Annotated in this window: 24 protein-coding genes, 1 pseudogene and 2 CRISPR repeat arrays; of the genes and pseudogenes, 24 read left to right on the top strand and 1 reads right to left on the bottom strand. The window is 39.4% G+C overall.

Annotation, left to right across the window (positions count from 1 at the left end):
- Positions 1–38 precede the first annotated feature (38 nt).
- The 14 genes and pseudogenes from cas7b to NSQ94_RS15325 all read left to right on the top strand — a co-directional run bounded on the left by cas7b (position 39) and on the right by NSQ94_RS15325 (position 16,221).
- Complete coding sequence (gene cas7b / locus NSQ94_RS15390; RefSeq protein WP_144597302.1) at positions 39–977, top strand: type I-B CRISPR-associated protein Cas7/Csh2; 939 nt, start codon at positions 39–41, stop codon at positions 975–977.
- Positions 978–992: 15 nt separating this feature from the next.
- A complete protein-coding gene (gene cas5b, locus NSQ94_RS15385) occupies positions 993–1,727 on the top strand; it encodes a type I-B CRISPR-associated protein Cas5b (protein ID WP_144597299.1) in 735 nt (244 codons plus the stop codon).
- 45 nt (positions 1,728–1,772) lie between these two features.
- A complete protein-coding gene (gene cas3, locus NSQ94_RS15380) occupies positions 1,773–4,256 on the top strand; it encodes a CRISPR-associated helicase Cas3' (RefSeq protein WP_144597297.1) in 2,484 nt (827 codons plus the stop codon).
- On the top strand, positions 4,244–4,756 hold the full coding sequence (gene cas4 / locus NSQ94_RS15375) for a CRISPR-associated protein Cas4 (RefSeq protein WP_242009294.1): 513 nt from the start codon (positions 4,244–4,246) through the stop codon (positions 4,754–4,756). The genes cas3 and cas4 overlap by 13 nt, the downstream gene beginning before the upstream one ends.
- Complete coding sequence (gene cas1b, locus NSQ94_RS15370) at positions 4,756–5,763, top strand: type I-B CRISPR-associated endonuclease Cas1b (RefSeq protein WP_144597295.1); 1,008 nt, start codon at positions 4,756–4,758, stop codon at positions 5,761–5,763. Before cas4 ends, cas1b begins: the two co-directional genes overlap by 1 nt.
- 8 nt (positions 5,764–5,771) lie before the next feature.
- Complete coding sequence (gene cas2, locus NSQ94_RS15365; RefSeq protein ID WP_144597293.1) at positions 5,772–6,035, top strand: CRISPR-associated endonuclease Cas2; 264 nt, start codon at positions 5,772–5,774, stop codon at positions 6,033–6,035.
- Positions 6,036–6,044: 9 nt separating this feature from the next.
- Positions 6,045–6,791, top strand: coding sequence for a CRISPR-associated endoribonuclease Cas6 (cas6, locus tag NSQ94_RS15360; protein ID WP_144597291.1), 747 nt, complete (start codon positions 6,045–6,047; stop codon positions 6,789–6,791).
- A gap of 199 nt (positions 6,792–6,990) precedes the next feature.
- Positions 6,991–7,417: a CRISPR direct-repeat array (repeat unit 21 nt; unit sequence GTTTTTATCTTAACTATGAGG).
- Positions 7,418–8,148: 731 nt separating this feature from the next.
- Positions 8,149–9,018 carry a DUF4097 domain-containing protein gene (locus NSQ94_RS15355; RefSeq protein WP_242009293.1) on the top strand — a complete coding sequence of 290 codons (870 nt, stop codon included), beginning with the start codon at positions 8,149–8,151 and terminating at the stop codon, positions 9,016–9,018.
- A 313-nt stretch (positions 9,019–9,331) separates the two neighbouring features.
- Positions 9,332–9,940 (top strand): annotated as a pseudogene (locus tag NSQ94_RS15350) (transposase).
- Between the two features lie 424 nt (positions 9,941–10,364).
- A CRISPR array of direct repeats spans positions 10,365–10,721; the repeat unit is 25 nt; unit sequence GTTTTTATCTTAACTATGAGGAATT.
- 327 nt (positions 10,722–11,048) lie between these two features.
- Positions 11,049–11,180: a hypothetical protein gene (locus NSQ94_RS15345; protein ID WP_277874793.1), complete on the top strand. Its 132-nt coding sequence runs from the start codon at positions 11,049–11,051 to the stop codon at positions 11,178–11,180.
- 707 nt (positions 11,181–11,887) lie between these two features.
- Entirely contained in the window at positions 11,888–13,312 is a 1,425-nt protein-coding gene (locus tag NSQ94_RS15340; RefSeq protein ID WP_144597290.1) for an 8-oxoguanine deaminase, read from the top strand.
- 17 nt (positions 13,313–13,329) lie between these two features.
- Positions 13,330–14,112, top strand: a complete 783-nt coding sequence (locus tag NSQ94_RS15335; protein ID WP_144597288.1) for an ABC transporter ATP-binding protein — start codon at positions 13,330–13,332, stop codon at positions 14,110–14,112.
- Positions 14,113–14,973, top strand: coding sequence for an ABC transporter permease (locus NSQ94_RS15330; RefSeq protein WP_063386965.1), 861 nt, complete (start codon positions 14,113–14,115; stop codon positions 14,971–14,973).
- Positions 14,974–15,189: 216 nt separating this feature from the next.
- Positions 15,190–16,221: an ABC transporter substrate-binding protein gene (locus NSQ94_RS15325; protein WP_144597286.1), complete on the top strand. Its 1,032-nt coding sequence runs from the start codon at positions 15,190–15,192 to the stop codon at positions 16,219–16,221.
- Positions 16,222–16,356: 135 nt separating this feature from the next.
- Here the strand turns inward: NSQ94_RS15325 and yvfG are convergent, their stop codons facing one another.
- Positions 16,357–16,572, bottom strand: a complete 216-nt coding sequence (gene yvfG, locus NSQ94_RS15320) for a protein YvfG (RefSeq protein WP_063386963.1) — start codon at positions 16,570–16,572, stop codon at positions 16,357–16,359.
- A 74-nt stretch (positions 16,573–16,646) separates the two neighbouring features.
- Between yvfG and rpoN the strand changes: the two genes are divergently transcribed.
- From rpoN to secG, 10 genes are all read left to right on the top strand, one after another.
- Positions 16,647–17,951, top strand: a complete 1,305-nt coding sequence (rpoN, locus tag NSQ94_RS15315; protein WP_339229611.1) for an RNA polymerase factor sigma-54 — start codon at positions 16,647–16,649, stop codon at positions 17,949–17,951.
- Between the two features lie 15 nt (positions 17,952–17,966).
- Positions 17,967–18,218, top strand: a complete 252-nt coding sequence (locus NSQ94_RS15310; RefSeq protein ID WP_063386962.1) for a glutaredoxin family protein — start codon at positions 17,967–17,969, stop codon at positions 18,216–18,218.
- A gap of 124 nt (positions 18,219–18,342) precedes the next feature.
- A complete protein-coding gene (locus NSQ94_RS15305; RefSeq protein WP_066249144.1) occupies positions 18,343–19,365 on the top strand; it encodes a sugar-binding transcriptional regulator in 1,023 nt (340 codons plus the stop codon).
- 49 nt (positions 19,366–19,414) lie between these two features.
- Entirely contained in the window at positions 19,415–20,422 is a 1,008-nt protein-coding gene (gap, locus tag NSQ94_RS15300) for a type I glyceraldehyde-3-phosphate dehydrogenase (protein WP_339229610.1), read from the top strand.
- A gap of 146 nt (positions 20,423–20,568) precedes the next feature.
- On the top strand, positions 20,569–21,753 hold the full coding sequence (locus NSQ94_RS15295) for a phosphoglycerate kinase (protein ID WP_311066978.1): 1,185 nt from the start codon (positions 20,569–20,571) through the stop codon (positions 21,751–21,753).
- Between the two features lie 34 nt (positions 21,754–21,787).
- Positions 21,788–22,549 (top strand): triose-phosphate isomerase, encoded by a 762-nt coding sequence (tpiA, locus tag NSQ94_RS15290; RefSeq protein ID WP_066249154.1) that lies wholly within the window; start codon positions 21,788–21,790, stop codon positions 22,547–22,549.
- A complete protein-coding gene (gpmI, locus tag NSQ94_RS15285; RefSeq protein ID WP_130156823.1) occupies positions 22,542–24,077 on the top strand; it encodes a 2,3-bisphosphoglycerate-independent phosphoglycerate mutase in 1,536 nt (511 codons plus the stop codon). The genes tpiA and gpmI overlap by 8 nt, the downstream gene beginning before the upstream one ends.
- 19 nt (positions 24,078–24,096) lie before the next feature.
- Positions 24,097–25,389, top strand: a complete 1,293-nt coding sequence (eno, locus tag NSQ94_RS15280; protein WP_130156821.1) for a phosphopyruvate hydratase — start codon at positions 24,097–24,099, stop codon at positions 25,387–25,389.
- A gap of 254 nt (positions 25,390–25,643) precedes the next feature.
- Positions 25,644–26,147, top strand: coding sequence for a YjdF family protein (locus NSQ94_RS15275; protein ID WP_327847992.1), 504 nt, complete (start codon positions 25,644–25,646; stop codon positions 26,145–26,147).
- Positions 26,148–26,187: 40 nt separating this feature from the next.
- Positions 26,188–26,421 carry a preprotein translocase subunit SecG gene (gene secG, locus NSQ94_RS15270; protein ID WP_063386955.1) on the top strand — a complete coding sequence of 78 codons (234 nt, stop codon included), beginning with the start codon at positions 26,188–26,190 and terminating at the stop codon, positions 26,419–26,421.
- The last annotated feature ends 136 nt before the right edge of the window (positions 26,422–26,557 follow it).

The raw sequence follows: 26,557 nt of genomic DNA, 5'->3' as shown, positions 1-26,557 counted from the left end.
TTTCTAACATTAATTATACACGAGGAGGAATGAAAAAAATGAATAATAGCGATATTTTATTCCTTTATGATGCAAAGTTAACAAACCCGAACGGCGATATTGATGAAGAAAACCGCCCGCGCATGGATTATGAACGTTCATTAAACTTAGTGAGTGATGTGCGTTTAAAACGATATATTCGCGATTATTTGGAACAGCTCGGAAACGAAATTTTTGTAGGTAAAGTCGATGGAGAAACGGTCAATGCGACAGAACGCATTAAGCGTTTATTTGAGAAAAAGTATGATGGAAAAGTGAACCTTAATAAACTATCAAAAGAGGAACAAAACTGGATGCTTGAGCAATTTACTGATGTCCGCATGTTCGGTGCGACAATGCCGATTAAATCGGAGGATAAAGGAAGCTCCATGACGTTTACTGGTCCGATTCAGTTTAACTGGGGCTACTCGTTAAATAAAGTCACGCTTGTCGAATCGGCAAGTATTACCTCACATTTCGGTTCCGATGATAAAAATGACGGCGGTACTATCGGCAAAGACTATCGTGTCTATTATTCATTTTTGGCGTTTCATGGCATCATAAGCGGTCATCGCGCGGTGCATACGAGATTGACCGAAGAAGATGTCAGTTTATTTGATCAAGCGGTTGTTAAAGCGATTCCATTGAGCGCAACACGAAGCAAAGTCGGACAATACCCTCGTCTTTACTTACGTGTAGAATATCATTCTCCTGAATTTATTGCCGGCGATTTGAGAGATTTGGTGAGTTTAGAGGAAACAGAAGGGCTGCGCAGCATTTCCGAAGTTAATTTGCATGTTGATGCACTTGTGAATAAACTTTTGGAAGTAAATGGTGAAATTGCCCGCATCCATTACTGGCAAGATTCTAATTTATTGTTGAATTATGAAGGACAAAAAGGGATGCTAACAGCTCTTCTTCCATCCGAGTTGGCGGATAAACTCGTTCCTGTATTGTAAAAAAGGGTGACGTTTATGAAGATACTTATTTTTGACCTTATCGGGAAGATGGGACATTTCCGAAAAATCGATACGAACTCATCTTCGCTTTCGTACTCCTTTCCGCCGCGAACAACGATTGTTGGCATACTCGCTGGTATTTTAGGAATGGAGCGCGACAGTTATTATGAAGTGTTTTCACCGAATCAATGCCAAATTGCGCTATCTGTTCGCACGCCGATTCGCAAAGTGATGCAAACAGTCAATTATATGTTTGTAAAGTCAAAAGCCCATTTAAACAATAGCGGAGGACATACGCAAATTCCCCTTGAGTTAGTGCTTCCCGGGGGAGAAGAAGCCAATGTGCGGTACCGCATTTATTTTTCCCACTCTGACCGATCTATCTATGAAAGCGTGAGGGGAAGAATCCAATCAAGCCGATATGTTTATCCGCCGTATTTAGGGCTTTCTGAATTGCTTGGACAGTTAAACTGGGTTGCCGAAGCAGAGGGAACGGTAATGGAAAGTCGTGATGCGGTGCCGATCCATTCTGTTGTGCGAATTCCTAATTTGCGTGAGCGATCGATCCAATTTTCAAAGGAAACTCGCTTTTTAAAAGAATTTATGACACGCCAGTTTACAAATGAGCGGATGATTCAAGAAACAGACTATTACTTGTTTGAACAATCACGGCAATTCATCGCGATTCCGGCTGTACCATATGTATCCGTTGCTTATGGGGGAGAAAAAGAAAACATTTTATGGATGTAAGGCAGCGGTGACCTCATCGCTGCTTTATTTCTAGGGGGGAAGCATATGTATTTGTCTCATAATCATCCAGAGAAAAAATTGACTGTACATTTAAAGGAAGTATACGAATATTTGCAAGATATGCTTAAGCATGTGCCGTTGTCTAAGGGAGATCGAGCGACGCTTGAATATATAGGAAAAATTGTTGCGGTGTCACACGATTTCGGTAAATATTTATCATACTTTCAGGATTATTTGCAAACAGGTGAAGCAAGGGGAGATTTACATCATCATTCCTTTATTTCTGCCGTGTTTGCCGCCCATCTTTTGCGCCATCCGGTGAACTTAAATGCTTCTTGGTTTGAATTTGCCCCGCTATTAGGCTACTTCGTCGTTATGCACCATCATGGGAATTTGCGCGATATTTCTTTAGATGTAACAAAATCGCGCCATATTGCAGAAAATACCGTGCAAGATTCATTATATTACCGAGTCATTACATTAAAACAGCAAATCGATGATATAAAGAACCATGCTTCTGCGATTGTGGAAGATTTATCTCCTTTATGGGATGAACTGTCCATTCCATTGTCCCTTTCTGAAAAACTGCACAACTTCCTTCAAGACTATGAAAAAACGTTCGATGAGGTATACCGCCAATATTATTTGATCGATAAACGAAGAAAACAAGAATTGACGAGGGAACTTTATTATTATGTGCTATTGCTATATTCTGTGCTTATTGATGCGGATAAATTATCGGCGGCTAACATCGAACGGAAACCGCGTGTTCACATTCCAGCTCATCTTGTTGACCAGTACCGCGAAGCGAATTTTGATGTGAACGTGACAGAAGGAACGAACGGGTGGCGCAATCGGATGTACAACGTAGTGATGGAACGAATAGAGGGGCTTTTTAAAACAAAACCAGAACAGCGATTGTTCACATTAACGGCGCCGACGGGAGCGGGAAAAACGCTGCTGTCGCTTTCGGTTGCTTTAAAATGGCGCGAGCAAACAGAACGACAGCATGGATATACCCCAAAAATTATTTACGCTCTGCCGTTTACAAGCGTTATCGATCAAAATGAAAAAGTAATCCGTGATTTGTTAAGCCAGTTGGATGATTTTCATGCAAATGAGCAGCGGTATTTAGTTAAGCATCACCACTTATCTGCGTTTCAATACAAAACTGAATACGAGGAACTGCCTCTCCGCAAAGCATTGTTGCTGACGGAAAGCTGGGAGGCAGAGCTGATTGTCACGACATTTGTGCAATTGTTTCATACACTGATTGGCTATGAAAACCGCGCGTTAAAAAAATTCCATCAAATTGCCGGGAGCATTATCATTCTCGACGAAATCCAAAACGTGCCGATTGAGTATTGGCCTTTGTTGCGTTCCGTGTTGTACAAAATGGCAGAATTGTTTTCCTGTAAAATTTTGTTGTTAACAGCAACGCAGCCGCTTATTTTCCCAGAAGGTGAAACGGTTGAACTTTTGGAGGCGGAAATGGTAAAGCCAATTGACTTTTTTAAAGAAATGGAACGGGTCGAGCTTCATTGGCTAGGAGGGGATAAAGGCGCATACAGTCCCGAAGAATGGATGGAACTGTTTCAAAACCGTTTTGAAGATGGAAAAACTTATTTGGCGATTTTTAACACAATTAAAACATCGATTGAAATTTATGAAGGGATAAAAGAATGGCTAAAAGAACGCGGTTATGACGTAATCTACCTTTCTACAAATATTGTGCCTTGTGAGCGGAAATGCCGCATTGAACAAATAAGACAGTTTTTAAAAGAGAAGAAGAAAGTTGTTGTTATTTCAACGCAAGTTGTCGAAGCAGGAGTCGATGTTGATTTTGACGTGGTGTATCGCGACTTAGGACCTATTGATTCCATTGTCCAAGCGGCGGGACGCTGCAATCGTAACGGAAAGTTACATGGACTTGGCAAGGTTTATATAACGCCAATTGAGCGAGATGGAAAGTTAGAATCACAATATGTGTATAAGGGTGTTCATACAAATATAGCGAAGGAAGTGCTACCGAAAACACCGGTATCTGAGCATCAATTTTTTGATATCATTATGCAATATTTTACTGAAGTGCGCGGCAAAAAATCGTTCGATGCTTCCGATGGGATTATAAGTGCGATTGAAGAACTAAAATTTGATACAAAAGATAAGTCGGGAAGGAAAAATAAGCCCAAATATGTATCGGAATTTCAATTGATTGAAAACGCGCATCAAGCAGTGGATGTGTTTGTCGAAGTAGATGATCAAGCGATGGACATTTGGCAGCAATATATTCAGCAGGTGATTGAGGAGAAAGACTTAGAAACTCGGTTTGAAAACTATTTGCGTTTGAAAAAAGACGTGCGCCAATATGTCATTTCCGCTCCGATTAAACTTGTAAAGAATCTGGATCGGGATTTATACGAAAAAACGAGAATGATTCATTTATCCAACGATATACTAAACCAATATTACAACAGCGAATATGGACTGATTCGCTCAAGCGAGATGGTGGATGCATGGACTATGTAATGGATGTAAATGGAACACATATTTGGTACTACTTCATCTGCAAGCGCGAGGTTTGGCTGATTACACATCAGATCGCCGCCGACCAAGAGGATGATAACCTCGAAATTGGCCGTTTTATCTCGGAAACAAGCTATCAGCGTCAGAAGAAAGAAATGCTGATCGGCAATATTAAAGTGGACCGCATTCGCCGCGAAGGGGATACGCTTGTTGTCGGTGAAGTAAAAAAATCATCCACATATGAAAAAAGTGCCTATTACCAATTATTGTTTTATCTTGACACATTGCGAAAAATGGGAATTGAGGCAAAAGGGGAGCTTTTATTTCCAAAAGAAAAGAAAGTAACGAAAGTGGAATGGACAGAAGAAGGAAAAAAAGTATTGGAAGAGGCGATAGCTGAAATTCGCCGCATTGCCCGTTTGCCTGTACCGCCAGAGCCAAAGAAAATAGGATTTTGCCGAAGCTGTGCCTATCGTGAATATTGTTTTGCGGAGGAATCATGATGAAAAAGACGCTCTATATTTTTCAAAGCGGCGAACTAAGCCGCGAAGACAACAGTATTTGTTTTGAGACAACTGAGCGTAAACGGAAGCTTCCTGTTGAAGATATCAATGATATTTATATTTTTGGAGAAGTGAATGCAACGAAGAAGTTTTTAGAACTGATGGCACAAAAAAATATCTGCATTCACTATTTTAATCATTACGGCTATTACACGGGAACGTTTTATCCGCGCGAGCATTTAAATGCGGGTCACGTCATTTTAAAACAGGCCGAAGCGTATTTGAATCCAGAAAAACGTCTTGCTTTAGCGCGAAAATTCATTGAAGGTTCGATCGGGCAAATGATACAAGTGCTGAAATATTATCAAAACCGTGTTAAAACCAATAACGAGAAGTTTAAGGAAATGATTTTGGATTTCCAATCAAGCCGGGCGAAACTGGAACAATGGACAAGCGTCGAGGAAATGATGTCGACAGAAGGGCATATACGCGAGAAATATTACAGCATGTTTGATGATATTTTAAACCATAACCGAGACTTTTTGTTTGAAAAGCGCTCGAAGCGGCCGCCGCTCAATCGTTTAAACGCAATGATTAGTTTCGGGAATCAGATTTGCTATACAACGGTGCTAAGTGAAATCTACAAAACGTATTTAGACCCGCGTATCGGATTCTTACACGCGACTAATTTTAGAAAATTTTCTTTAAACCTAGATGTTGCGGAAATTTTTAAACCGATTATGGTCGATCGCCTCATTTTTACTCTTGTAAATAAAAAGATGATTACGAAAAAAGATTTTGACAAACATATGGAAGGAATTTTGTTATCGGAGGAGGGGCGGAGAAAATTTATCGAGGAATTGGACAAGCGCATGAAAACAACAGTCAATCACAGGCATCTTGGTAAGTCTGTCTCATACCGTCGTCTCATTCGTCTCGAGCTTTATAAAATTCAAAAGCATCTTCTCGGCGAAAAAGAATATGAGCCGTATCGCTCGTTATGGTAGGTGTTGCTATGTTTGTGATACTAGTCTATGATTTTGATAAAAAACGTGTCGCGAAAGCGTTAAAGATCGCAAGGAAATATTTATATTGGGTGCAAAACTCGGTGTTGGAAGGGGAAATTTCCGAAGCAAACTATGTAAAGTTAAAAATGGAGCTGGCGAACATCATGGATCCCGATACAGATTCTGTAGTGTTTTATACGTTTCGCACGCAAAAATATTCGAAGCGGGAAGAGATGGGATTACGCAAAGGTGGAGAAGACAACATTTTATAGGAGGAACAGATGAGGCTTACGATTCGATTTAGACCAAAAAATGGAACCCTTATATTACCTATCAACTATGAAGAAGTATTGCAAGGATTTTTATACCGCTCCATTCAAGATTTTGACCTTGCGGATTTTTTGCATAACGTTGGATATACGAAGGAAAAGCGGCGGTTTAAAATGTTTACATTTAGCCGTTTGTATGGAACATACCGCATTCATCGTCATGAGAAAAAAATCGAGTTTTTTGACCAAGTAACATGGTATGTTTCTTCTATGTTAGATTCGCTTATTGTGGATTTAGCGAGAAACTATTTATTGAAAGAACAATTCATGTTAAACGGACAGCCGATTCATATCGAGGAGACAGTGGTAAAACCATTAAAGATCGCGGAAAAACATACTTATCAAATTCGGATGCTATCGCCACTTACGGTTTATAGCACTTATGAAAACCGATACGGTGAAAAGCGAACGCATTTTTTCTCGCCGTTTGATCTTGTTTTTTCAGATATGGTAGAGAAAAATTTTTGCAATAAGTTTCAAGCCTATTTTCAAGAACAGCCAACAGAGAGAGTAACTATTAAGCCGATAAAAGTAACGGAAAAAGATAAAGTTGTTACAGCGTTTAAAGAGTTTCGTATCAATGCATGGAATGGAACTTACGAAATTCAAGCTCCGCCTTCTTATTTGAAATTTATGTATGACGTCGGCATCGGGGCCAAAAATTCACAAGGATTCGGTATGTTTGAAATCATAGAATAGTTTTCTTTCTTTGTCGTCGATCCTCAATAGCGCACTAATCCCAGGGGATCGACGACACTTCATTTTTCAGAGTAACGATATAAAAAATACAGAAAATACAAGGAAAACAAAGAATTGATAAAATTGACTGTTTACGCTAAAATGAAAATAACAAAATTTCCATTATTATCAAAACCTTGCACCATCAATGATTTTTTGGGTTTTTATCTTAACTATGAGGGATTGAAACTGGCTTTGGATATAGCATCTGCAATCGCATTAGCTGTTTTTATCTTAACTATGAGGGATTGAAACTTCGCTCCCGGAGATTCTGTACCGCGCCCGGTGTAGACGTTTTTATCTTAACTATGAGGGATTGAAACTTTTTTCAGACGGAGCCGGGTGAGCCGGGTCTTCTAGCGTTTTTATCTTAACTATGAGGGATTGAAACGATAATTATCGACATCTTTGATTCTTTCCGACCAATAAAGTTTTTATCTTAACTATGAGGGATTGAAACAGAGAAAGGAATGAAAAGCAAGTGGCACCGGCAAAACAGTTTTTATCTTAACTATGAGGAATTGAAACTCACCAACAACCAAAACCTCAAGTCTGGATGTACTTTCGTTTTTATCTTAACTACGAGGAATTAAAACATTTTACATTGACAGTGTTTTCTGACTCCAGCGCAACATGTTGATTCTTCTGGATTTTAATGACCAGGATGATGATGGAATTTTGCTTGACATCCTGTAGGAAAGTACTAATAGTCGAAAAATGGGAGTACAATATCACTTGGCTTTAGACGCATCAAGACCATATTTTTTATTGTACGGATTAGAAACTTACGGTATACGGGGTCTTCCCTCATTACAATCACGTAGTGGGGGACAGGCCCCATAATCATTTCATCATAAATAAGTCTCAAGACTTAGTTGAATATACATTTGAGGTCCATTTTGGAAAATCACTTTTCTCTGTATTCTAAGGAAGAGAAAAGTAATTGAATTTGTTTTTCCATTAAATTCATTTAATCAATCCAGCTTGAAGTTTTTGGATAATAGCTGTTTATGAGGCTAAAAATCTTCTCTAAAATAAGAACGCGAAAAGGCTGTGGATTTGGAGAGTCATTGCTTTTTTTGTATTTGTTTAGGCGAACTTCTTGCACTAGGGATTTGTTAATGAAGCTGTTTCATTGACATGTTAGTATGAAAATTCGCAATATGTGGAAGAAGACTATGTAAAATTCTAGTCAAAATATTTTGTATACAAGGGGAGGATCGGTGCTACTTTGTTGCCCCTTGCTGAGCGGAGTGCTAAAGGATAAACAAATCAAGTGATAAAGCTGCGAAAAATTTTTGGGAAGGAAGGGAAAACATTGAAAAGATTTTTTGCGATTCTGTTGGGTATCATCGGATTTATTGGTTTATATATTATCTTTTTGAATCCAATCAATTTTAGTTGGTGGCCTTTAGGAAATCAAAGAACCCAGTCCGTTACATCAGAGGGAATTGAAATGATTGAAATTGATGCCTCAGGTGTTAGCACAACGATTATTCCGGAAAATCGAGAAGATTTAAAAGCTGATTTAGATGGAAAGGGAAAGCTGATTGTTAAACAGCATGGAGACAAAGTAAAAGTAAGTGCCAAACAGAAATGGAAATGGTTTGGGTGGTTGTTTCATAACAAGGCAAGATTGAATATTTACATCCCTGAAGATTATGATCGAAACATGGCTATAAATCTTGGCTCCGGGAATTTGAATTTCTCTGGCCTTTCAAAAAATGAACCGATGAAACTAGATGAATTAATATTAGATATAGGCTCGGGAAAAGTCAACCTGAAGAATGTATCGGTTAAACATTTTGAGCATGATAGTTCATCGGGGAATGTCGATATAGACTCATTAACGACAGAAACAGGATCATTTGATATTAGTTCTGGAAACCTCAAAGTAAAGCATTATATCGGAGCTATTGAGGCTGAGCTATCATCTGGAAATTTAAATATACAAATGGATGAATTAACAGATTCAGTTGATATTGAAGTAAGTTCAGGAGTGGTGGATCTTAATCTTCCGACTGATGCTGACTTTACTTTAAACGGAAAGACAAACAGCGGCAATATAACATGTGATTTTCCGCTAACTAGCAAAAAAATAGATAATAAAAACATCAAAGGTACCCATGGGTCAGGTGAACATCCTATCGACGTAAGCGTATCAAGCGGCAACATTAAAATTTATTAAAATGATGTGAAAAAGCGTTCATTGATTAACTAGGGAAGCAAGAATGATGTCTATCTCTTTAATAAAATACTTAACAAGTGCCGCACTCTTAAAATATTAAAAGTCAATAGAAAAAGGAAGCAGCCTAAACCTTCTATATTCGTGTTTTAGGCTGCTTTTTAAATAAAATTTCTCTTCTTATCTTTGAATAGCTGAGCACCAATAATTTGATGATGTATAAAAGTTTGTGTAAAGCATTTTGCTAGACCAAAAGGAAATAGGGTATTCTCTGATTTGGACAAAAACACATTCCAGAGAAAGGAGAACCCTGCCTATGTCTAAAAGTATACCGAATGTAGACTGGGCAAATCAACTGGAAAGTGTTATTCGTCAGTTTGTAAAGGAAAAATTAGAACTGATCATGCGAGAAGAAATGAAAAGTTTCCTCGAAATTGAACAGGCTGGAACGAATGGACTACCGGGGCTGGAAGAAGCCTTTAAAACTGTTTATCCGAAAGCCGATGTGCAGCGTTGTGTCGTTCACAAAGTCCGTAACACACTCAGTCGTGTTCGAAAAAAAGACCAATTTGAAGTGGCAGAAGATCTCAAACTGATTTTTTGCGCACCGAATAAGGAAATAGCGTTACAGATGTTTCAACTGTTTTGAGTCAAAATGGTCGAGCACACTTCGAATACTGCTTGGATCATTCATAAAGGTAAGAAGGACATCCAACTCATTTCCCCAAGATTGAACTTCTCTCGGATACTTGAGATTCGGAAACGTCTAAAGCCGATGAACAGTTTGAGCAGTTTAGAAGCCGCGGAAAAAGTCGTGTATTTGACTGTTCAAGATTTTAATGAGAAATGGGCAGGGCGAAAGTTGCGAGGATTTGCCGAAGCGCATGAAACCCTTCAACGAATGTTTGAAGAACGTTATTGTTAACTAAATATTGTAAATAAACAAAATAAGGGGATTCTCCCTTTCCACACAGGAGACTGAATATTCAGTCTCCTGTGTGGAGGAAATATCCCTCTCTATTCTAAATCCATTTCAGAGATACCCTATCTATCTTACATTACACAAAATTCTTGACGGTACCTAAAATTCAAAGTTTGTTATGAATATATAAAGTAATTTTCATTATCCAATATAAAATGAAATCTCATTTCTTAAAAATTGTCGTCGACCTCCAATCGTGCAAAAATCCCGGGGGATCGACGACACTTTCTTTTTTAGAGTAACGATGCAAAATCTGCAGAAAATAAACGAAAAACAAAGAATTGATAAAAATTCCTGTTTAAGCTAAAATTGAAATAACAAAATTTTCATTATTATCAAAATCTAGTCATATCAACAACTTTTTGGGGTTTTTATCTTAACTATGAGGAATTGAAACCACCAAAAGCGATATTTCCCCAGTTTTGGGCTAAAACGTTTTTATCTTAACTATGAGGAATTGAAACGCGATCTGCAAAACGATCGGAATAATCGATAACAATGTTTTTATCTTAACTATGAGGAATTGAAACTCGGCTTTAAGCCGGGATGACTGCTTTTGATATATCCGTTTTTATCTTAACTATGAGGAATTGAAACTATAAATACAAAAAATACTTCCACTGAGTACATATAGTTTTTATCTTAACTATGAGGAATTAAAACTGTATCAGACCGCAAGAAAGGCTGAAGCAACTCTTCGTTTTTATCTAACCCATAAGATTTGAAACAATAATCGATATCACACGATAAAAGAGTAAGAAAAGCTCATAGACAAATAGATGGAAAGTTTTTTGTACAGTAAATAATCCACCTGCAGGAGGGCTTCCTGGTAATCCATATGGTTGTAGGTACGTTACGATACCCAGCATTTGATGATGAAGAATTAAGCGAAAAAGTTGAATTTAAACCGTTTAATAGCATTGTTGAAGAAAAAATTTTTCCAAATCAGTTTATTAGGGAGAAGAAGAAATATTTTTGGATAAAGAAGCGACTTTTAAAATAAAGCAGATTATAGTGATCACAATTTTTTATATGTGAGATGGTCAAGAAAATGAAAGAGGATAGTAAAGAACCTGTTGTTATTAATAAAAATAAACCTGTTGATGATCAAAAAGAAAAACAAAATGAAGATACAAGATCTGATCGTTTTTCATGGAAGATAGATGATGTTGAATTCCATTAATTTTTCAAAAATTGGCGCTCCTTTTAGGAGTGCTTTTTATTTTACCTGAGAAAGGATGTAATGTGTATAAGGGAAAAACGCATACAAGATTACGAAGAAGACACAAGGGTATCTGACTGTTACGGCGCCGATCATTCGTCCTGGCGTATTCCCTTATATGTGATCGGATAAAATGGTTCTGATGGAAGCCGAATTTGCAGGAGGAAATCTTTTCGGACAAAACAATTCGGACAAAGCCGGTTACTGATGGCGGCCATCCGAATGAACCAGTCACGTTGCAAAATTTCAACCGGCATGCAAAAGGGATTACACTACGGATGAAGAGTACAAGATTTAAATCTGGTCATCTCTTTTACTGTCACATTCGGATTCATTCAACATTGCCTGTTCGTTTGGAAGTCCTTATATGTGACGGTTACTGAAAAATTATTTATTTAGCTCAGTTGAAAAACTGGGCTTTTTATTTCTGAAATATGGAAACAAATCCGCTCCCACATATACCGTCTACCTAAAAAAAATGTCATTTATGTCAGAATATATAACACAAATACGTAAATTTTTAGTTAAAATACACAAAATCACATTAAAAATTGTGAATATTCGCTAATGTTATACAGTTGAAAAGAATATATAATAAATACACATTACGTATTGTGTTATAAAAATTAACATAAAGGGGATTGATCGTATTATAAAGGGGTGAATGAATGAAGACGTTGTTCGTAAAAAATGCCAAAAATATTATTACGATGGATGAAAATCGAACGGAATATCCAGGCGGCAGCATGTATGTTGTCGGTCAAGAGATTAAAGCGATCGGCTATGATTTACCTTGTGAGTCAGCGGATATTGTCATTGATGCGCGCGGAAAAATTGTTTATCCGGGGTTAATCAATACGCATCATCATTTGTATCAGACTTTCACCCGCAATATCCCTTGGGTGCAAAATGTTGAGCTGTTTGATTGGCTAATCGCTTTGTACGATATTTGGCGCCATCTAAGGCCGGAAGATGTGTATTTAAGTGCTGTTGTCGGATTAGGTGAGTTACTTAAAAGCGGTTGTACGGCATCAGCTGACCATTTTTACGTTTTTCCGAATGGAGTCAGCTGTGAATTAATTGATGAGGAAATACGGGCAGCACGTGAGATCGGAATTCGTTTTTACCCAACTAGAGGTTCTATGAGTTTAGGACGATCAAAAGGGGGATTGCCGCCAGATGAAATCGTTCAGCCGGAGGATGTTATTCTTCGAGATACCATGAGAATTATTGAAACCTATCATGATCCTAGTAAATATTCGATGCTGCGGGTAGGTGTTGCGCCTTGTTCACCATTTTCGGTTAGCAAAGACTTGCTGCGTGAATCAGCGGATTTAGCACGCAGTTATGGCGTTCGGATGCATACCCATTTGGCGGAAACGATAGATGAAGAGGATTTTTGCAGAGAAAAGTTTGGCATGCGTCCTTTCGAACTAATGGAAGAAACAGGTTGGGTCGGCGAAGACGTGTGGTATGCGCATGGAATCTGGTTTGATGACAAAGAAATTGCCAAGCTGGGTGCTTGTGGCTGCGGAGTTGCTCATTGTCCGAGCAGCAATATGAAAATGGCATCCGGAACGATGCGAATTATGGACATGCTGCAGGCAGGGGTAAAAGTGGGATTTGGTGTTGATGGTTCAGCTTCTAATGATTCTTCCAATCTATTATTAGATTTAAAAATTATGAACCTGCTCCATAATCTTCAGCATGGAACGACAGCGCTAAGTTCTGAAGATTGTTTGTCGATTGCAACGAGAGGCTCAGCTAAAGTGCTTGGCTGGGAAGATGCCATTGGTTCATTGGAAGTCGGCAAGGCTGCAGATATGTTTATGATTGATACGAATCGATTAGAATTTGCTGGTGCGCTTTTCAACGATACGGCACTTCCAATTCTAGCGGGCACACCGACAGTCGATATGACTATCGTTGGCGGACAGATTGTTGTAGATAAAGGGCGTCTTGTCAATATCGATGAAGAATCATTTGCCATGCGGGCGCAAAAAGCTGCTGAAAGAATGCTGGAAGAGGCTCTTGAGCATACAAAAGTCAATTATAAAAAAACAAGAATAAGAAACTCAGCTATTCTAACTTAGGTAAGGGGGGATAAGCAGTGGAAGCAATTCAAAACGAGATTGTCGCATTTCATCATGTTAGTAAGATTTACAATACCGGCACAGTCGCTTTAAGCCAATTCCATTTTTCCATCACAGAAGGAGAATTTATAAGCTTCCTCGGTCCGTCTGGCTGCGGGAAATCAACGGCATTAAGAATGGTGGCAGGTTTAGGCGATGCTACTGAGGGCAAGGTAGAGGTATTTGGGCAAAATCCGAAAGAAGTTATAAAAAATACAAATGATGTTGCGTTTGTATTCCAAGATGCCAATTTGCTTCCATGGAGAACGGTGCTGGAAAATGTGATGCTGCCTTTAGAATTAAGGGGTTCGGATAAAAAAAGCCGCAAAGAGGATGCGATCAAAGTATTGGAGATGGTTGGACTAAAGGATCATATAAAGTCGTATCCTAGGCAGTTGTCAGGCGGAATGAGAATGAGGGTGTCTATAGCTCGAGCGTTGGCTGCAAAACCTAAATTGCTGTTAATGGATGAACCGTTTGCTGCATTAGACGAGATTACAAGACAGACCTTGCAGACGGAGCTGCTTGAAATATGGAAAAGGGAGAAAATGACAATTTTGTTCGTTACTCATAATGTATTTGAAGCTGTCTATCTTTCTACTAGAATTGCAGTGTTGTCAGCTCGGCCCGGACGATTATCATCTATCATCGATGTCGATCTTCCTTATCCGAGGGAGCGGACAGATGAACGGTTTACAGAATATGTCGATATTTCCTCGCAAAGTCTTGAGAATAGTTCAACCCGAAGGGAGTTGGTATAAATGTCTGTACAAACAGCAACCACTCAAACAAAGGAAATTGTCGCTCAATCAAATAATACTGGCAAACTGAAAATATGGAGCAAATCAAAATGGAAGATTATTGGTCCGATTGCTGCGCTTGTTGTTTTTCTTTCTTTATGGCAGTTTGTACCGATTATGGTTGGCGTGCAGCCGTTTATACTTCCAAAACCGACGGACGTCCTTCAAGCGGCGGTTGAAGATTGGGAGTTATTATGGCCAGCCATACAAATAACGGTGGCTGAATCTGTGATCGGATTTGTAATAAGCGCCATCATTGGAATTGGCTTTGCGGTTTTATTAGCAAGCTCAAAAATTTTAGAAATAAGCATTTACCCGTATGCGGTTATTTTACAAACGATACCGGTTGTAGCTGTTGCACCGATCGTTGTTATCTGGTTCGGCTCGGGCTTCAATTCGATTGTGATGATTTCATTTTTAATTGGATTTTTTCCGATTATTTCAAATACGTTAATGGGATTGAATTCAGTCGATAAAAATATGAGCGAATTATTTACTTTATATAATGCGTCAAAATGGCAAAAAATGTGGAAGCTCCGAATTCCGGCTGCTATGCCTTACATGATGACCGGCTTAAAAATATCCAGCACGCTATCGATCGTTGGAGCTATTACGGGTGAATATATAGCTGGAATTGGCGGAGGAAAAGGCGGTTTAGGGTATGCCATTACGGTAGCAGCCGTTCAATTAAAAACACCATATTTATTTGCTTGCGGAATTGCCGCTGCTATTTTTGGGATTGTCTTTTACTTACTCGTAAGTTTGTTTTCTCATTTCATGCTGAGATCATGGCACGAATCCGCGATGAAGGGAGAAAAATAAAAAACGAAGCTATTCAATTTTTAACTCGACATAATCGCTGTTGCTGGCATGATCCGAATGAATTGTGCCATTTTTTTGCATAAAAAATAAAGATGCTGTTTGGATCCAATTTGAATTAACGATTTTTTTACAAAAGATTACCTTGCTGAGTTTAGGCTGCAGCTTCAATAAAAAATTAATTTTGCGGAAACAAAGTGAAAAAAGGGGGAAAAAGAATTGAAAGCATGGTGCAAAGCGAGTTTTCTATTAATCGGGATTATATTCATGTTCTTCCTCACCGCCTGCGGCGGACAAGAGTCGAGCAGTTCAACAAACGAGGGAGACAGCGCTTCGAATGAAGAGAAAAAAGACTTAAAAGATGTAAAAATTGTATTAAATTGGTTTCCGAAGGCGCAGCATGGCGGTTTGTATGCAGCACAAGAAAACGGATTGTTTGAAAAAAAAGGTTTAAAAGTCACGATCGAACCGGGCGGGCCGCAAGTCTCGTCTATTCAAATGGTTGCATCTGGAAGTGCTGACTTTGGGCTTGCACATGCTGACCAAATGGTTATTGCTAGAAATCAAGGAATTGAATTAGTCGCTGTAGCTGCTGCCATGCAAGGAAGCCCGCAGGCATTAATGTTCCATAAAGGAAAGGGAATTGACGATTTTGATGAATTAAATGGAAGAAAAGTATATATTCAGCCTGGTATTACGTATTGGGACTTTTTGAAATCTAAATATAATTTAAGTAATGTACAAGAATTGGCTTATACAGGACAGCATTCGAATTTTATTAGCGATGTCGAATCCGTAAGCCAAGCCTTTGTGACTTCAGAGCCGTTTTTCTTAAAAAAAGATGGAGTAGATGTAGAAACGAAGCTCATATCTGATGCAGGTTATAATCCTTATAACGTTGTGTTATATGTTACAAAAGACTATTTAGAAAAAAATAAAGAAACTGTCAAAGCATTTGTGGATGCCTTTGTCGAAGGATGGTATTTATACAAAGATTCTTACGAAGAGATTAATAAAGTGATTCAGAAAGACAACGCTGATATGGAATTAGAATCATTAAAATTTGAAGCCGAAACACAAGTGGATTTTGTATATGGAGGAGATGCAGCAGAGCATGGAGTCGGATATATGACGGAAGAACGCTGGGCAACATTAATTAAACAATTGCACGATCTCGGTTTATTAGAAAAAACATTTGATGCAAAGGAAATTTTTACGACAGAATATTTGCCAAAACATGAATCGAAATAAAAACGAAAACGAAAGCTGGGCAGCTTATATTTGCTCAGTTTTTGTTTTAGCCAAAAGTTTTACTGCAAAAAAAAGAAATCGGCTTATATGCCGACTTCAAAAACTGATCTCATACATTAAAATTTAAAAGTCCTTTTATTCCTCGTTTTTTACTTGATTATATGCTTGATCAAGATTTTGCAGTCTTTTCAATATTTCAGCATTTTTGGTTAGCTGGTCGTAAATTAAAGTTGAGACGACAGATCGGTAGTAGCTGTTCATGGCATCAATCTTTGAAGATTTTTCTTTATTCATTTCAATGTACTGTTTAAAGTTTTCTTTAAAATAGGAAACAGAAAAAAGCTGTGTCATTTTCGTTCCTCCAAAATTTTAGATTCTTTTTTTAAATTCTTCATGTAAAATAGAACTAAAGGGGGGGAGTTCTGATGCATATAAAAATGGACTTAGTCCAAAACCAATCCTTGAGATTGGCGATGACGAAAGAGCTGAAGCAAGCCATTGGGCTTTTGCAATATTCTACAATCGATTTAGTATCTTACTTGAGGGAAATTACGCTTGAAAACCCCTTTGTGGAATTGGAAGAATCCCATCCAACGATATTTTATCATAATCAAAGAAAGCAGCAGAGGGCAAACAAGGAGGATGGCCGCTGGATCGAAAATATGCCGAAAAAAGGGATGGGGCTAAAAGATCATTTGCGAAATCAGCTCGTAGAATTTCGTTTTACCGAAAACGAACGGCGTGCTATTCATATTTTAATCGATGCAGTGGACTCAAATGGTTATATGTCAGAAGACTTATCCCGCCTATCGGAAAAGTTCCAAATTTCGATCGATCTTTTGGAAAAACAGCTGTCTGTACTGCAATCATTAGATCCAATTGGCGTCGGGGCACGTTCGCTTCAAGAATGCTTGCTTTTGCAGGCTAAAGAAATCGAGGAAAAACCTGAAGGCTCCGAGTTCGTGTTAAAAGAGCATTTTCATCTGTTTGCCACAAAAGCTTGGAAGGATCTTTCCAAAAAGACAGGTCTGTCGCTGAATGCTCTTCAGCAAATTTTCGATTTTGTTCAAACATTGAATCCAAGACCTGGTCTGCAATTTGATGAGGAAACCCCGAATTATATCATCCCTGATTTAATGATTGAAGAGCGAAATGGAGATTGGATTGTATATTATAATGAAGATCTTTTGCCGCAAATTAAAATCAATCGGGACTATGAACCGATTGTACAAACAGAAAAAGATGTAAAATCTTATGTACAGACTAAACTCCATCAAGGACGCTGGCTGTTAAAATCGCTTGAGCAGCGGAAGGAAACGCTTGTCAAAGTTATGCAGGAAATTATACGATTTCAGAAAGACTTTTTCTATTTGAAAAACAACGTTTTGAAACCGCTAACATTAAAAGATATCGCTGATTCTCTTAACATTCACGAGTCGACTGTAAGCAGAGTGGTCAATGATAAATTTGTTCAAACTCCTTTCGGCTTATATGAGTTGAAATATTTTTTCACTAACAAAGTGGGAGAAGAAGATACATCAAGTGCGAATGTTAAACAGGTCATTCAGCAATTAATTGATCAAGAAAATAAGCAAAGACCGCTTTCAGATCAAAAAATTGCCAACCTGTTGAAAGAGAATTATAATATGAATGTTTCGAGAAGAACAGTGGCCAAATACCGCGATCAGCTCAATATCCCTTCGTCCAATTTGCGAAAAAGATATAATTAGAAAGGAATTGGATTCGTGAATCAAGTGGTTCTTTATACGAAGCAAACATGTCCATTATGTGATGAAGCAAAGGAATTGCTGTATAAGCTGCAAGCTGAAATACCCTTTGATCTGAAAGAAAAAGATATTTATCAAGATGACCGGCTGCTGGAAAAATATCAACTAATGATTCCAGTGATTGAAGTGAATGGAAAGATTGTTATTTTTGGGAAAATTGAAGAAAATTCTTTAAGAAAACGTTTGCTGGAACTTGTTTCTGTTGATTAACATTTGCGCTCCTGCTAAAATAATATATGTAGCAAGGGGTGAATTTTTTTGCTATAATTGGGACATAATTTGTCTTACAGGGACAAAAAAAGTCCCGGAAAGAAAGAGCTGAAGGGTTTTGAAAATGCAATCATTAATTGAAGCTCAAAAAAAATTATTGCCTGATCTTCTCCAAACTATGCAAAAGCGCTATCAAATTTTGCAGTCCATTCGACTGATGCAGCCTGTAGGAAGACGAAGCTTGTCAAACAATTTAGGCATCAGTGAAAGAATTCTGCGTGGAGAAGTGCAATTTTTAAAAGAACAAAATTTAATTCATATTCACCCCTCGGGAATGACCTTAACGAAAGAAGGGGATGATCTTCTTTCATCATTGGAAGAAATGATGAAAGATGTTTTAGGTTTAACTTTTTTGGAAACTACATTAAAAGAGAAGCTTCATTTAGACGAAGTGATTGTTGTTTCAGGTGACAGCGACCATTCGCCCCTCGTGAAAAAAGAAATGGGAAGAGCTTGTGCACAATGCATTATGAATCATTTGCAGGATGACGAGGTTGTTGCTGTGGCAGGCGGCACAACGCTGGCAGCTGTTGCTGAAATGATGATTCCGTTAGGTCATCGCCGAAATGTTTTATTTGTCCCTGCAAGAGGCGGACTAGGGGAAAATGTTGAAAACCAGGCGAATACGATTTGCGCCAAAATAGCTGAACGTGCACATGGGAAATACAGGCTGCTTCATGTTCCTGACCAGCTAAGCAAGGAAGCATATGAATCCATTATCGAAGAACCGGAAATAAAAGACCTTTTAAAAATTATACGTTCAGCGAAAATGCTTGTTCATGGCATCGGGGATGCTCAAACAATGGCGGAGCGAAGAAAGACTCCGAAGGAAGATTTCGAAAAAATTAAAAAAGGAAATGCAGTAGGCGAAGCTTTCGGTTATTACTTCAACCAAAAAGGTGAAGTCGTTCATAAAGTTCAAACGGTTGGAATGCAGCTGGAGGACTTAAAAAACATACGAAATGTGATCGCGGTTGCTGGAGGAGCCTCTAAAGCAAAAGCGATCAAAGCGTATATGAATCAATCATTAGCCACGATTTTAGTAACTGACGAAGTGGCAGCTAAAGAGTTATTAAGGGAACTGTAAAGCTCCCTCAATATAAACATCATTCCTAAAATTGAAGGAGGACTTAAAGATGGCAGTGAAAATTGGTATTAATGGTTTTGGTCGTATTGGACGCAATGTATTCCGCGCAGCATTAAAAAATCCTGAAGTAGAAGTAGTAGCAGTAAACGATTTAACAGATGCAAACATGCTTGCACATCTTTTACAATACGATTCTGTTCATGGAAAACTCGATGTGGAGGTCGGGGTAAACGGAAATAACTTGGTCGTGGATGGGAAAGAAATTCAAGTATTATCCGAGCGCGATCCAGCTCAATTAGGCTGGGAAGACCTTGGCGTAGAAATTGTAGTAGAATCTACCGGTCGCTTCACAAACCGTCAAGATGCGGCAAAACACCTTGAAGCAGGTGCGAAAAAAGTAATCATTTCTGCGCCGGCTAAAGAAGAAGATATCACAATTGTTATGGGCGTAAACGAAGACAAATATGATCCAAGCAATCATCATGTCATTTCCAACGCTTCATGTACAACGAACTGCTTAGCTCCGTTTGCAAAAGTTTTACATGAAAAATTTGGCATTGTTCGAGGCATGATGACAACTGTGCATGCTTATACAAATGACCAACAAATTTTAGACTTGCCTCACAAAGATTACCGCCGCGCTCGCGCTGCAGCAGAATCTATTATTCCGACGACAACTGGTGCGGCTAAAGCAGTTGCGCTCGTATTGCCTGAATTAAAAGGAAAACTTAACGGTATGGCAATGCGTGTTCCGACACCAAATGTGTCCATCGTTGACTTAGTTGCAGAGCTTGAAAAAGACGTAACAGTGGAAGAAGTAAATGCGGCGCTTAAAGAAGCAGCTGAAGGAGAATTGAAAGGTATTTTAGCGTACAGCGAGGAGCCGCTTGTATCCAGAGACTATAATGGTGATACTCATTCTTCTACGATTGATGCGCTTTCTACTATGGTGCTTGAAAACCGCATGGTGAAAGTTGTTTCTTGGTACGATAACGAAACAGGATACTCAAACCGTGTGGTAGATTTGGCGGCTTACATTGCAAAACAAGGTTTATAATCTTTAAATACGGACTTGTGGCTTGCCTGTTTAAAAAGCTATAATGAAAAGCGGGAAGGGGAAGGGGACGTTTACATTCCCCTTTCCCTTTCAACATGTAGGAAGAATTTTTTCCTGATCGTTATTGTGAAGGAGGAGCTTGAGCCATGAACAAGAAAACGATAAAAGATGTCGATGTGAAAGGGAAAACGGTATTTTGCCGAGTTGACTTTAATGTACCGATGCAGGATGGCAAAATAACCGATGATACACGCATTCGAGCTGCACTCCCAACGATCCAATACTTGGCGGATCAAGGAGCGAAAGTATTGCTTGCCAGCCACCTTGGCAGACCAAAAGGACAGGTTGTGGAAGAGCTTCGATTGACGCCTGTAGCGAAGCGTTTAGAAGAACTGTTAGGCAAAAAGGTGGTCAAAGTAGATGAAGCTTACGGTGCGGCTGTAAAAGCGGAAGTAGACAAGTTAAACAATGGCGACATTCTCGTTCTGGAAAATGTACGCTTTTATCCTGGCGAAGAAAAAAATGATCCTGAGCTTGCTAAAGCTTTTGCTGAATTGGCTGATCTATATGTTAACGATGCCTTTGGCGCTGCTCACCGCGCACATGCATCCACCGCAGGCATTGCGGAATATTTACCATCTGTTGCAGGATTTTTAATGGAAAAAGAAATCAATGTTTTAGCGAAAGCGCTTGATAATCCTGACCGCCCATTTACAGCGATTATCGGGGGTGCAAAAGTAAAAGATAAAATCGGAGTTATCGAAAATTTATTGGAACGTGTAGATAATTTGATTATCGGCGGAGGACTTGCTTATACGTTTGTAAAAGCGCTGGGTCACGAAATCGGCAAGTCTTTGCTTGAAGAAGATAAAATAGAACTGGCAAAATCGTTTATGGAACGTGCCAAAGAAAAGGGCGTTCGCTTTTATATGCCTGTAGATGTTGTGGTAGCAGATGATTTTTCAAATGATGCCAATACAAAAGTAGTGGATATTGACAGTATTCCGGCTGATTGGGAAGCACTTGACATTGGACCTAAAACGGCTGAAATTTATGCGGATGTCATTCAACAATCAAAGCTTGTTGTTTGGAACGGACCGATGGGCGTTTTTGAAATGGATGCTTTTGCAAAGGGAACAAAAGCTGTAGCGGAAAGCTTGGCGAAAGCAGAACATACTTATACGGTCATCGGCGGCGGTGATTCAGCAGCAGCAGTAGAAAAATTCGGCCTTGCGGATAAAATGAACCACATCTCAACCGGAGGCGGAGCATCTTTAGAGTTCATGGAAGGGAAGAAACTTCCGGGAGTTCAAATATTGGAAGACAAATAACCACAACCATTTCCGTAAAAAGGAAGGTGTAAAGATGAGAAAGCCGATTATTGCAGGGAATTGGAAAATGCATAAGACGTTGGAAGAAGCAAAAAGCTTTGTAAAGGAAGTCAAATCACTCGTTCCCCCACAGGATAAAGTTGATTCCGTTATATGTGCACCTGCCTTATTTTTAGGTCAGCTTGTGGAATTGGCTGAAGGCTCTGAACTAAAAATTGGCGCTCAAAATATGCATTTTGAAGAAAGCGGAGCTTATACAGGGGAAATCAGCCCTGTTGCATTGGCGGATATCGGTGTTGATTATGTGATCATTGGACACTCCGAACGCCGGGAAATGTTTGCCGAAACAGACGAAACCGTGAACAAAAAAGTATTGGCTGCTTTCAAACACGAATTAACTCCGATCGTATGTGTAGGCGAATCATTAGCTGAGCGTGAAGCTGGAAAAACGAATGAAATTGTTGGCGATCAAGTCAAAAAAGCGTTGGCTGGAGTCGATGCTTCGGCTGTGAAAAACATAGTGATTGCTTATGAGCCGATTTGGGCGATTGGCACAGGAAAATCGTCTTCTCCTGAGGATGCCAATGAAGTATGTGCCCATATTCGGGGTGTAATTGCCGATATTTATTCCGATGATGTTGCAAACGAAGTTCGCATTCAATATGGCGGCAGTGTTAAACCGGAAAATATTAAAGATTTTCTAAACCAGCCGGAAATTGACGGAGCATTAGTCGGAGGCGCAAGCCTAGAACCACGCTCTTTCTTGCAGCTATTGGAGGCAGGCCAAAATGAGTAAAAAACCAGTAGCGTTAATTATATTAGACGGTTTTGCTCTGCGTGACGAAGTGAAAGGAAATGCTGTGGCTCAAGCGAACAAGCCGAATTTTGATCGATTTTGGAATACATACCCGCATGCAACGTTAAAAGCATGTGGAGAAGCTGTCGGCTTGCCGGAAGGTCAAATGGGAAATTCTGAAGTTGGACATTTAAACATCGGTGCAGGCAGAATTGTATACCAAAGTTTGACACGCGTTAACATAGCGATTCGTGAAGGCGAATTTTTTGAAAATGAAACATTTCTTTCAGCTATGAACCACGTGAAAGAAAAAGGAACGAACCTTCACATTTTCGGCTTATTATCGGATGGCGGTGTTCACAGCCACATTAACCACTTATTCGCCTTGTTAAAATTGGCGAAAGATCAGCAAGTGAAAAATGTGTTCATTCATGGATTTTTGGACGGACGCGATGTTGGTCCGCAAACGGCGAAGCAATATATTGATGAGCTGAATGAAAAAATCAATGAATACGGAGTAGGACAGATCGCAACGATTTCAGGCCGCTATTACTCGATGGACAGAGATAAAAGATGGGATCGAGTAGAAAAAGCATACAGAGCGATGGTGTATGGCGAAGGACCAGCTTACAAAAACGCATACGAATGTATTGAAGATTCTTATGCACACGGGATTTATGATGAGTTTGTCATCCCTTCTGTTATGACAAAAGAAGACGGCAGTCCTGTTGCAACCATTCAAGATGATGACGCGGTCATTTTCTATAATTTCCGTCCGGATCGCGCTATTCAAATTTCGAATACATTCACAAATGAAGATTTCCGTTCCTTTGATAGGGGACCGAAACATCCAAAACGTTTATTCTTCGTTTGTTTGACGCATTTTAGCGAAACGGTGAAAGGATATGTTGCCTTCAAGCCGGTTAACTTGGACAACACAATTGGCGAAGTCATTTCCCAAGCCGGATTGAGGCAGCTGCGCATAGCAGAAACAGAAAAATATCCGCATGTTACGTTCTTTATGAGCGGAGGCCGGGAAGAGAAGTTTCCTGGCGAAGAACGGATTTTAATTGATTCACCGAAGGTAGCCACGTATGATTTAAAACCGGAAATGAGCGCATATGAAGTAACTGAGGCGCTTTTAAAAGAAATTGAGGCTGACAAGCATGATGCGATCATATTGAATTTTGCCAATCCGGACATGGTCGGCCACTCCGGCAAACTTGAGCCAACGATAAAGGCAGTCGAAGCGGTTGATGAATGTCTCGGAAAAGTGGTGGATTTGATTCTCGAAAAAGGCGGAACAGCTATTATAACTGCTGACCACGGAAATGCGGACGAAGTCGTCACACTTGACGGAAAACCGCAAACCGCACATACGACAAATCCAGTGCCGGTTATTATAACGAAAAAAGGAATCGAATTAAGAGAAGACGGAATTTTAGGCGATTTAGCACCAACGATGCTCGAGCTGCTCGGGCTGGAAAAACCGAAAGAAATGACAGGGAAAAGTCTTATTAAATCATAAATAAAGGAGATGAAGCAATATGCCAGCTATTACTGATGTTTATGCACGTGAAGTGCTTGATTCAAGAGGAAATCCGACAGTTGAAGTAGAGGTGTATACAGAATCAGGTGCATTTGGACGGGCGCTTGTACCTAGCGGTGCATCCACAGGTGAGTATGAGGCTGTTGAATTGCGTGACGGTGATAAAGAACGCTACCTTGGAAAAGGGGTTTTAACAGCAGTTAAAAACGTGAACGAAATTATTGCCCCAGAACTGTTAGGCTTTGATGTGACGGAACAAAATGCCATCGATCAATTATTAATTGAACTTGACGGAACAGAAAATAAAGGAAAGCTGGGAGCAAACGCAATTTTAGGTGTTTCTATGGCCGTTGCTCGTGCTGCAGCTGATTATTTAGGTGTTCCGCTGTATCAATATCTCGGCGGCTTCAATGCGAAAACTCTTCCTGTGCCGATGATGAACATTTTAAACGGCGGCGCTCATGCAGACAACAATGTTGATATTCAAGAATTCATGATTATGCCGGTCGGCGCGGAAAGCTTCCGGGAAGCACTGCGGATGGGAGCGGAAATTTTCCATTCATTAAAATCTGTATTAAAAGGAAAAGGATATAATACAGCTGTTGGTGATGAAGGCGGATTCGCTCCAAATTTACAATCAAATGAAGAAGCTTTGCAAACTATTATCGAAGCAATTGAAAAAGCCGGCTACAAACCTGGCGAACAAGTTAAGCTTGCGATGGATGTTGCTTCTTCTGAACTGTTTAATAAAGAAGACGGCAAGTACCACCTAGAAGGAGAAGGCGTTGTAAAAACGTCGGAAGAAATGGTGCAATGGTATGAAGAGCTTGTCTCCAAATATCCGATCATTTCGATTGAAGACGGACTTGATGAGAACGACTGGGAAGGCCATAAACTGTTAACAGAACGTTTAGGCGGAAAAGTTCAGCTTGTCGGAGACGATTTATTTGTAACAAATACAAAAAAATTAGCGGAAGGCATTGAAAAAGGAGTAGGCAACTCTATTCTGATTAAAGTTAACCAAATCGGAACGTTAACAGAAACGTTTGATGCGATCGAAATGGCAAAACGCGCCGGCTATACAGCGGTCATCTCCCATCGCTCAGGCGAGACGGAAGACAGCACCATTGCAGACATTGCTGTGGCAACAAACGCAGGCCAAATTAAAACAGGCGCACCTTCCCGCACGGACCGCGTTGCGAAATACAATCAATTGCTTCGCATCGAAGATCAACTTGGCGATACTGCAATTTACCAAGGAATTAAATCTTTCTATAACTTGAAAAAATAACACTATCTATGAAAAGGTCTAACCGAGTTATTTGGTTAGACCTTTTTAATTAAGCTCAAAGCACACAAAATCATAGCCTAGACGATGTGTAAATATTTTCTTATTGCCAATAAACAAACATATAATAAAAACATAGACAGCATAAAAACACAGTCCCGGTTGGTAGTCCGGGCGCACTCCGAAAGAGTGTCAGTATCCTTCCCCTCCTTGGGATGTCCATCGCTGTCGTTACGTTTTACAAGGAGGGACCTTTCATGAAGTTGACTTTTTTTTACGATGGACAATTCTGGATCGGTGTGGTTGAGCAAAAGGAAGGTGAAGCTTTAAAAGCGGTTCGCTACGTATTTCGTCCAGAGCCAAAAGATGATGAAGTTTTGGCATTTGCGAATGGTCCGATGCTATCGTTACTGCACAAGTGCCGCACAACAACCGCCGTGCCGCTTGAAATGAAAAAGCGCAAAAATCCGAAGCGACTGCAGCGTGAAGCTGCAAAGGAAATGAAAACAAGGCCGCTTTCCACATATGCACAAACAGCCCTTCAGCTAGAATTGGAGCATCGTAAAAAAGAGAGAAAAGTTTTGCGCAAGGAGCTTTCGCGAAGCTCTCATCAAGCGAAAAAGAGAGTTAAAGCGTTTAAAAGCGAAGGCAAAACATCGTGGAAGGTAATACAGAGTTGGATGACTTGGTTCAATACATCCGCTTTCGTATTTTCTGAATGGATACGCTATTGTGTAATGAGCCAATTTATGATACATTAAAATTATTGTAATGTGCGTTTTTTTAGGAGGTGGAGTGGACATGCATACTCTGCTTGTCATACTATTAGCAATTGTATCTATTGCGCTGATCGCTGTGGTGATACTGCAGTCTGGAAAAAGTGCTGGATTATCTGGAGCCATTTCCGGTGGTGCTGAACAGCTTTTTGGGAAGCAAAAAGCGCGTGGAATAGATTTAATCTTACATCGTATTACAATCGTTCTTTCTGTGTTATTTTTTGTTTTAGCAATTGCTGTTTCATGGTTTGGATTATAATAGCTAGAAAGGTCTGTCAAACAGGCCTTTTTTCTATGGGAAATTAAAGCAGTTGAATGAACAATGTTTTTGGTATATAATGGAATTTAAACTTTTTTCATACTACGGTTCGTTGTAAAAAATAAAGAATTTAAAA

The sequence above is a fragment of the Aeribacillus sp. FSL K6-2833 genome, assembly GCF_037965815.1.
Taxonomy (GTDB): Bacteria; Bacillota; Bacilli; order Bacillales; family Aeribacillaceae; genus Aeribacillus; species Aeribacillus composti.
Note: the sequence above shows the minus strand (reverse complement) of the source record. Positions and strands in the feature narration are given on the sequence as shown.

Bases quoted from the DNA above. Each gene is read 5' to 3' on its own strand.
- NSQ94_RS15305 (WP_066249144.1), top strand. From the start codon at position 18,343: ATGCAATCATTAATTGAAGCTCAAAAAAAATTATTGCCTGATCTTCTC.
- cas4 (WP_242009294.1), top strand. From the start codon at position 4,244: ATGGACTATGTAATGGATGTAAATGGAACACATATTTGGTACTACTTC.
- gap (WP_339229610.1), top strand. From the start codon at position 19,415: ATGGCAGTGAAAATTGGTATTAATGGTTTTGGTCGTATTGGACGCAAT.
- cas6 (WP_144597291.1), top strand. From the start codon at position 6,045: ATGAGGCTTACGATTCGATTTAGACCAAAAAATGGAACCCTTATATTA.
- secG (WP_063386955.1), top strand. From the start codon at position 26,188: ATGCATACTCTGCTTGTCATACTATTAGCAATTGTATCTATTGCGCTG.
- NSQ94_RS15340 (WP_144597290.1), top strand. From the start codon at position 11,888: ATGAAGACGTTGTTCGTAAAAAATGCCAAAAATATTATTACGATGGAT.
- tpiA (WP_066249154.1), top strand. From the start codon at position 21,788: ATGAGAAAGCCGATTATTGCAGGGAATTGGAAAATGCATAAGACGTTG.
- NSQ94_RS15345 (WP_277874793.1), top strand. From the start codon at position 11,049: ATGAAAGAGGATAGTAAAGAACCTGTTGTTATTAATAAAAATAAACCT.
- cas5b (WP_144597299.1), top strand. From the start codon at position 993: ATGAAGATACTTATTTTTGACCTTATCGGGAAGATGGGACATTTCCGA.
- eno (WP_130156821.1), top strand. From the start codon at position 24,097: ATGCCAGCTATTACTGATGTTTATGCACGTGAAGTGCTTGATTCAAGA.
- cas2 (WP_144597293.1), top strand. From the start codon at position 5,772: ATGTTTGTGATACTAGTCTATGATTTTGATAAAAAACGTGTCGCGAAA.
- rpoN (WP_339229611.1), top strand. From the start codon at position 16,647: ATGCATATAAAAATGGACTTAGTCCAAAACCAATCCTTGAGATTGGCG.
- NSQ94_RS15330 (WP_063386965.1), top strand. From the start codon at position 14,113: ATGTCTGTACAAACAGCAACCACTCAAACAAAGGAAATTGTCGCTCAA.
- NSQ94_RS15275 (WP_327847992.1), top strand. From the start codon at position 25,644: ATGAAGTTGACTTTTTTTTACGATGGACAATTCTGGATCGGTGTGGTT.
- yvfG (WP_063386963.1), bottom strand. From the start codon at position 16,572: ATGACACAGCTTTTTTCTGTTTCCTATTTTAAAGAAAACTTTAAACAG.
- gpmI (WP_130156823.1), top strand. From the start codon at position 22,542: ATGAGTAAAAAACCAGTAGCGTTAATTATATTAGACGGTTTTGCTCTG.
- NSQ94_RS15295 (WP_311066978.1), top strand. From the start codon at position 20,569: ATGAACAAGAAAACGATAAAAGATGTCGATGTGAAAGGGAAAACGGTA.
- cas1b (WP_144597295.1), top strand. From the start codon at position 4,756: ATGAAAAAGACGCTCTATATTTTTCAAAGCGGCGAACTAAGCCGCGAA.
- cas7b (WP_144597302.1), top strand. From the start codon at position 39: ATGAATAATAGCGATATTTTATTCCTTTATGATGCAAAGTTAACAAAC.
- cas3 (WP_144597297.1), top strand. From the start codon at position 1,773: ATGTATTTGTCTCATAATCATCCAGAGAAAAAATTGACTGTACATTTA.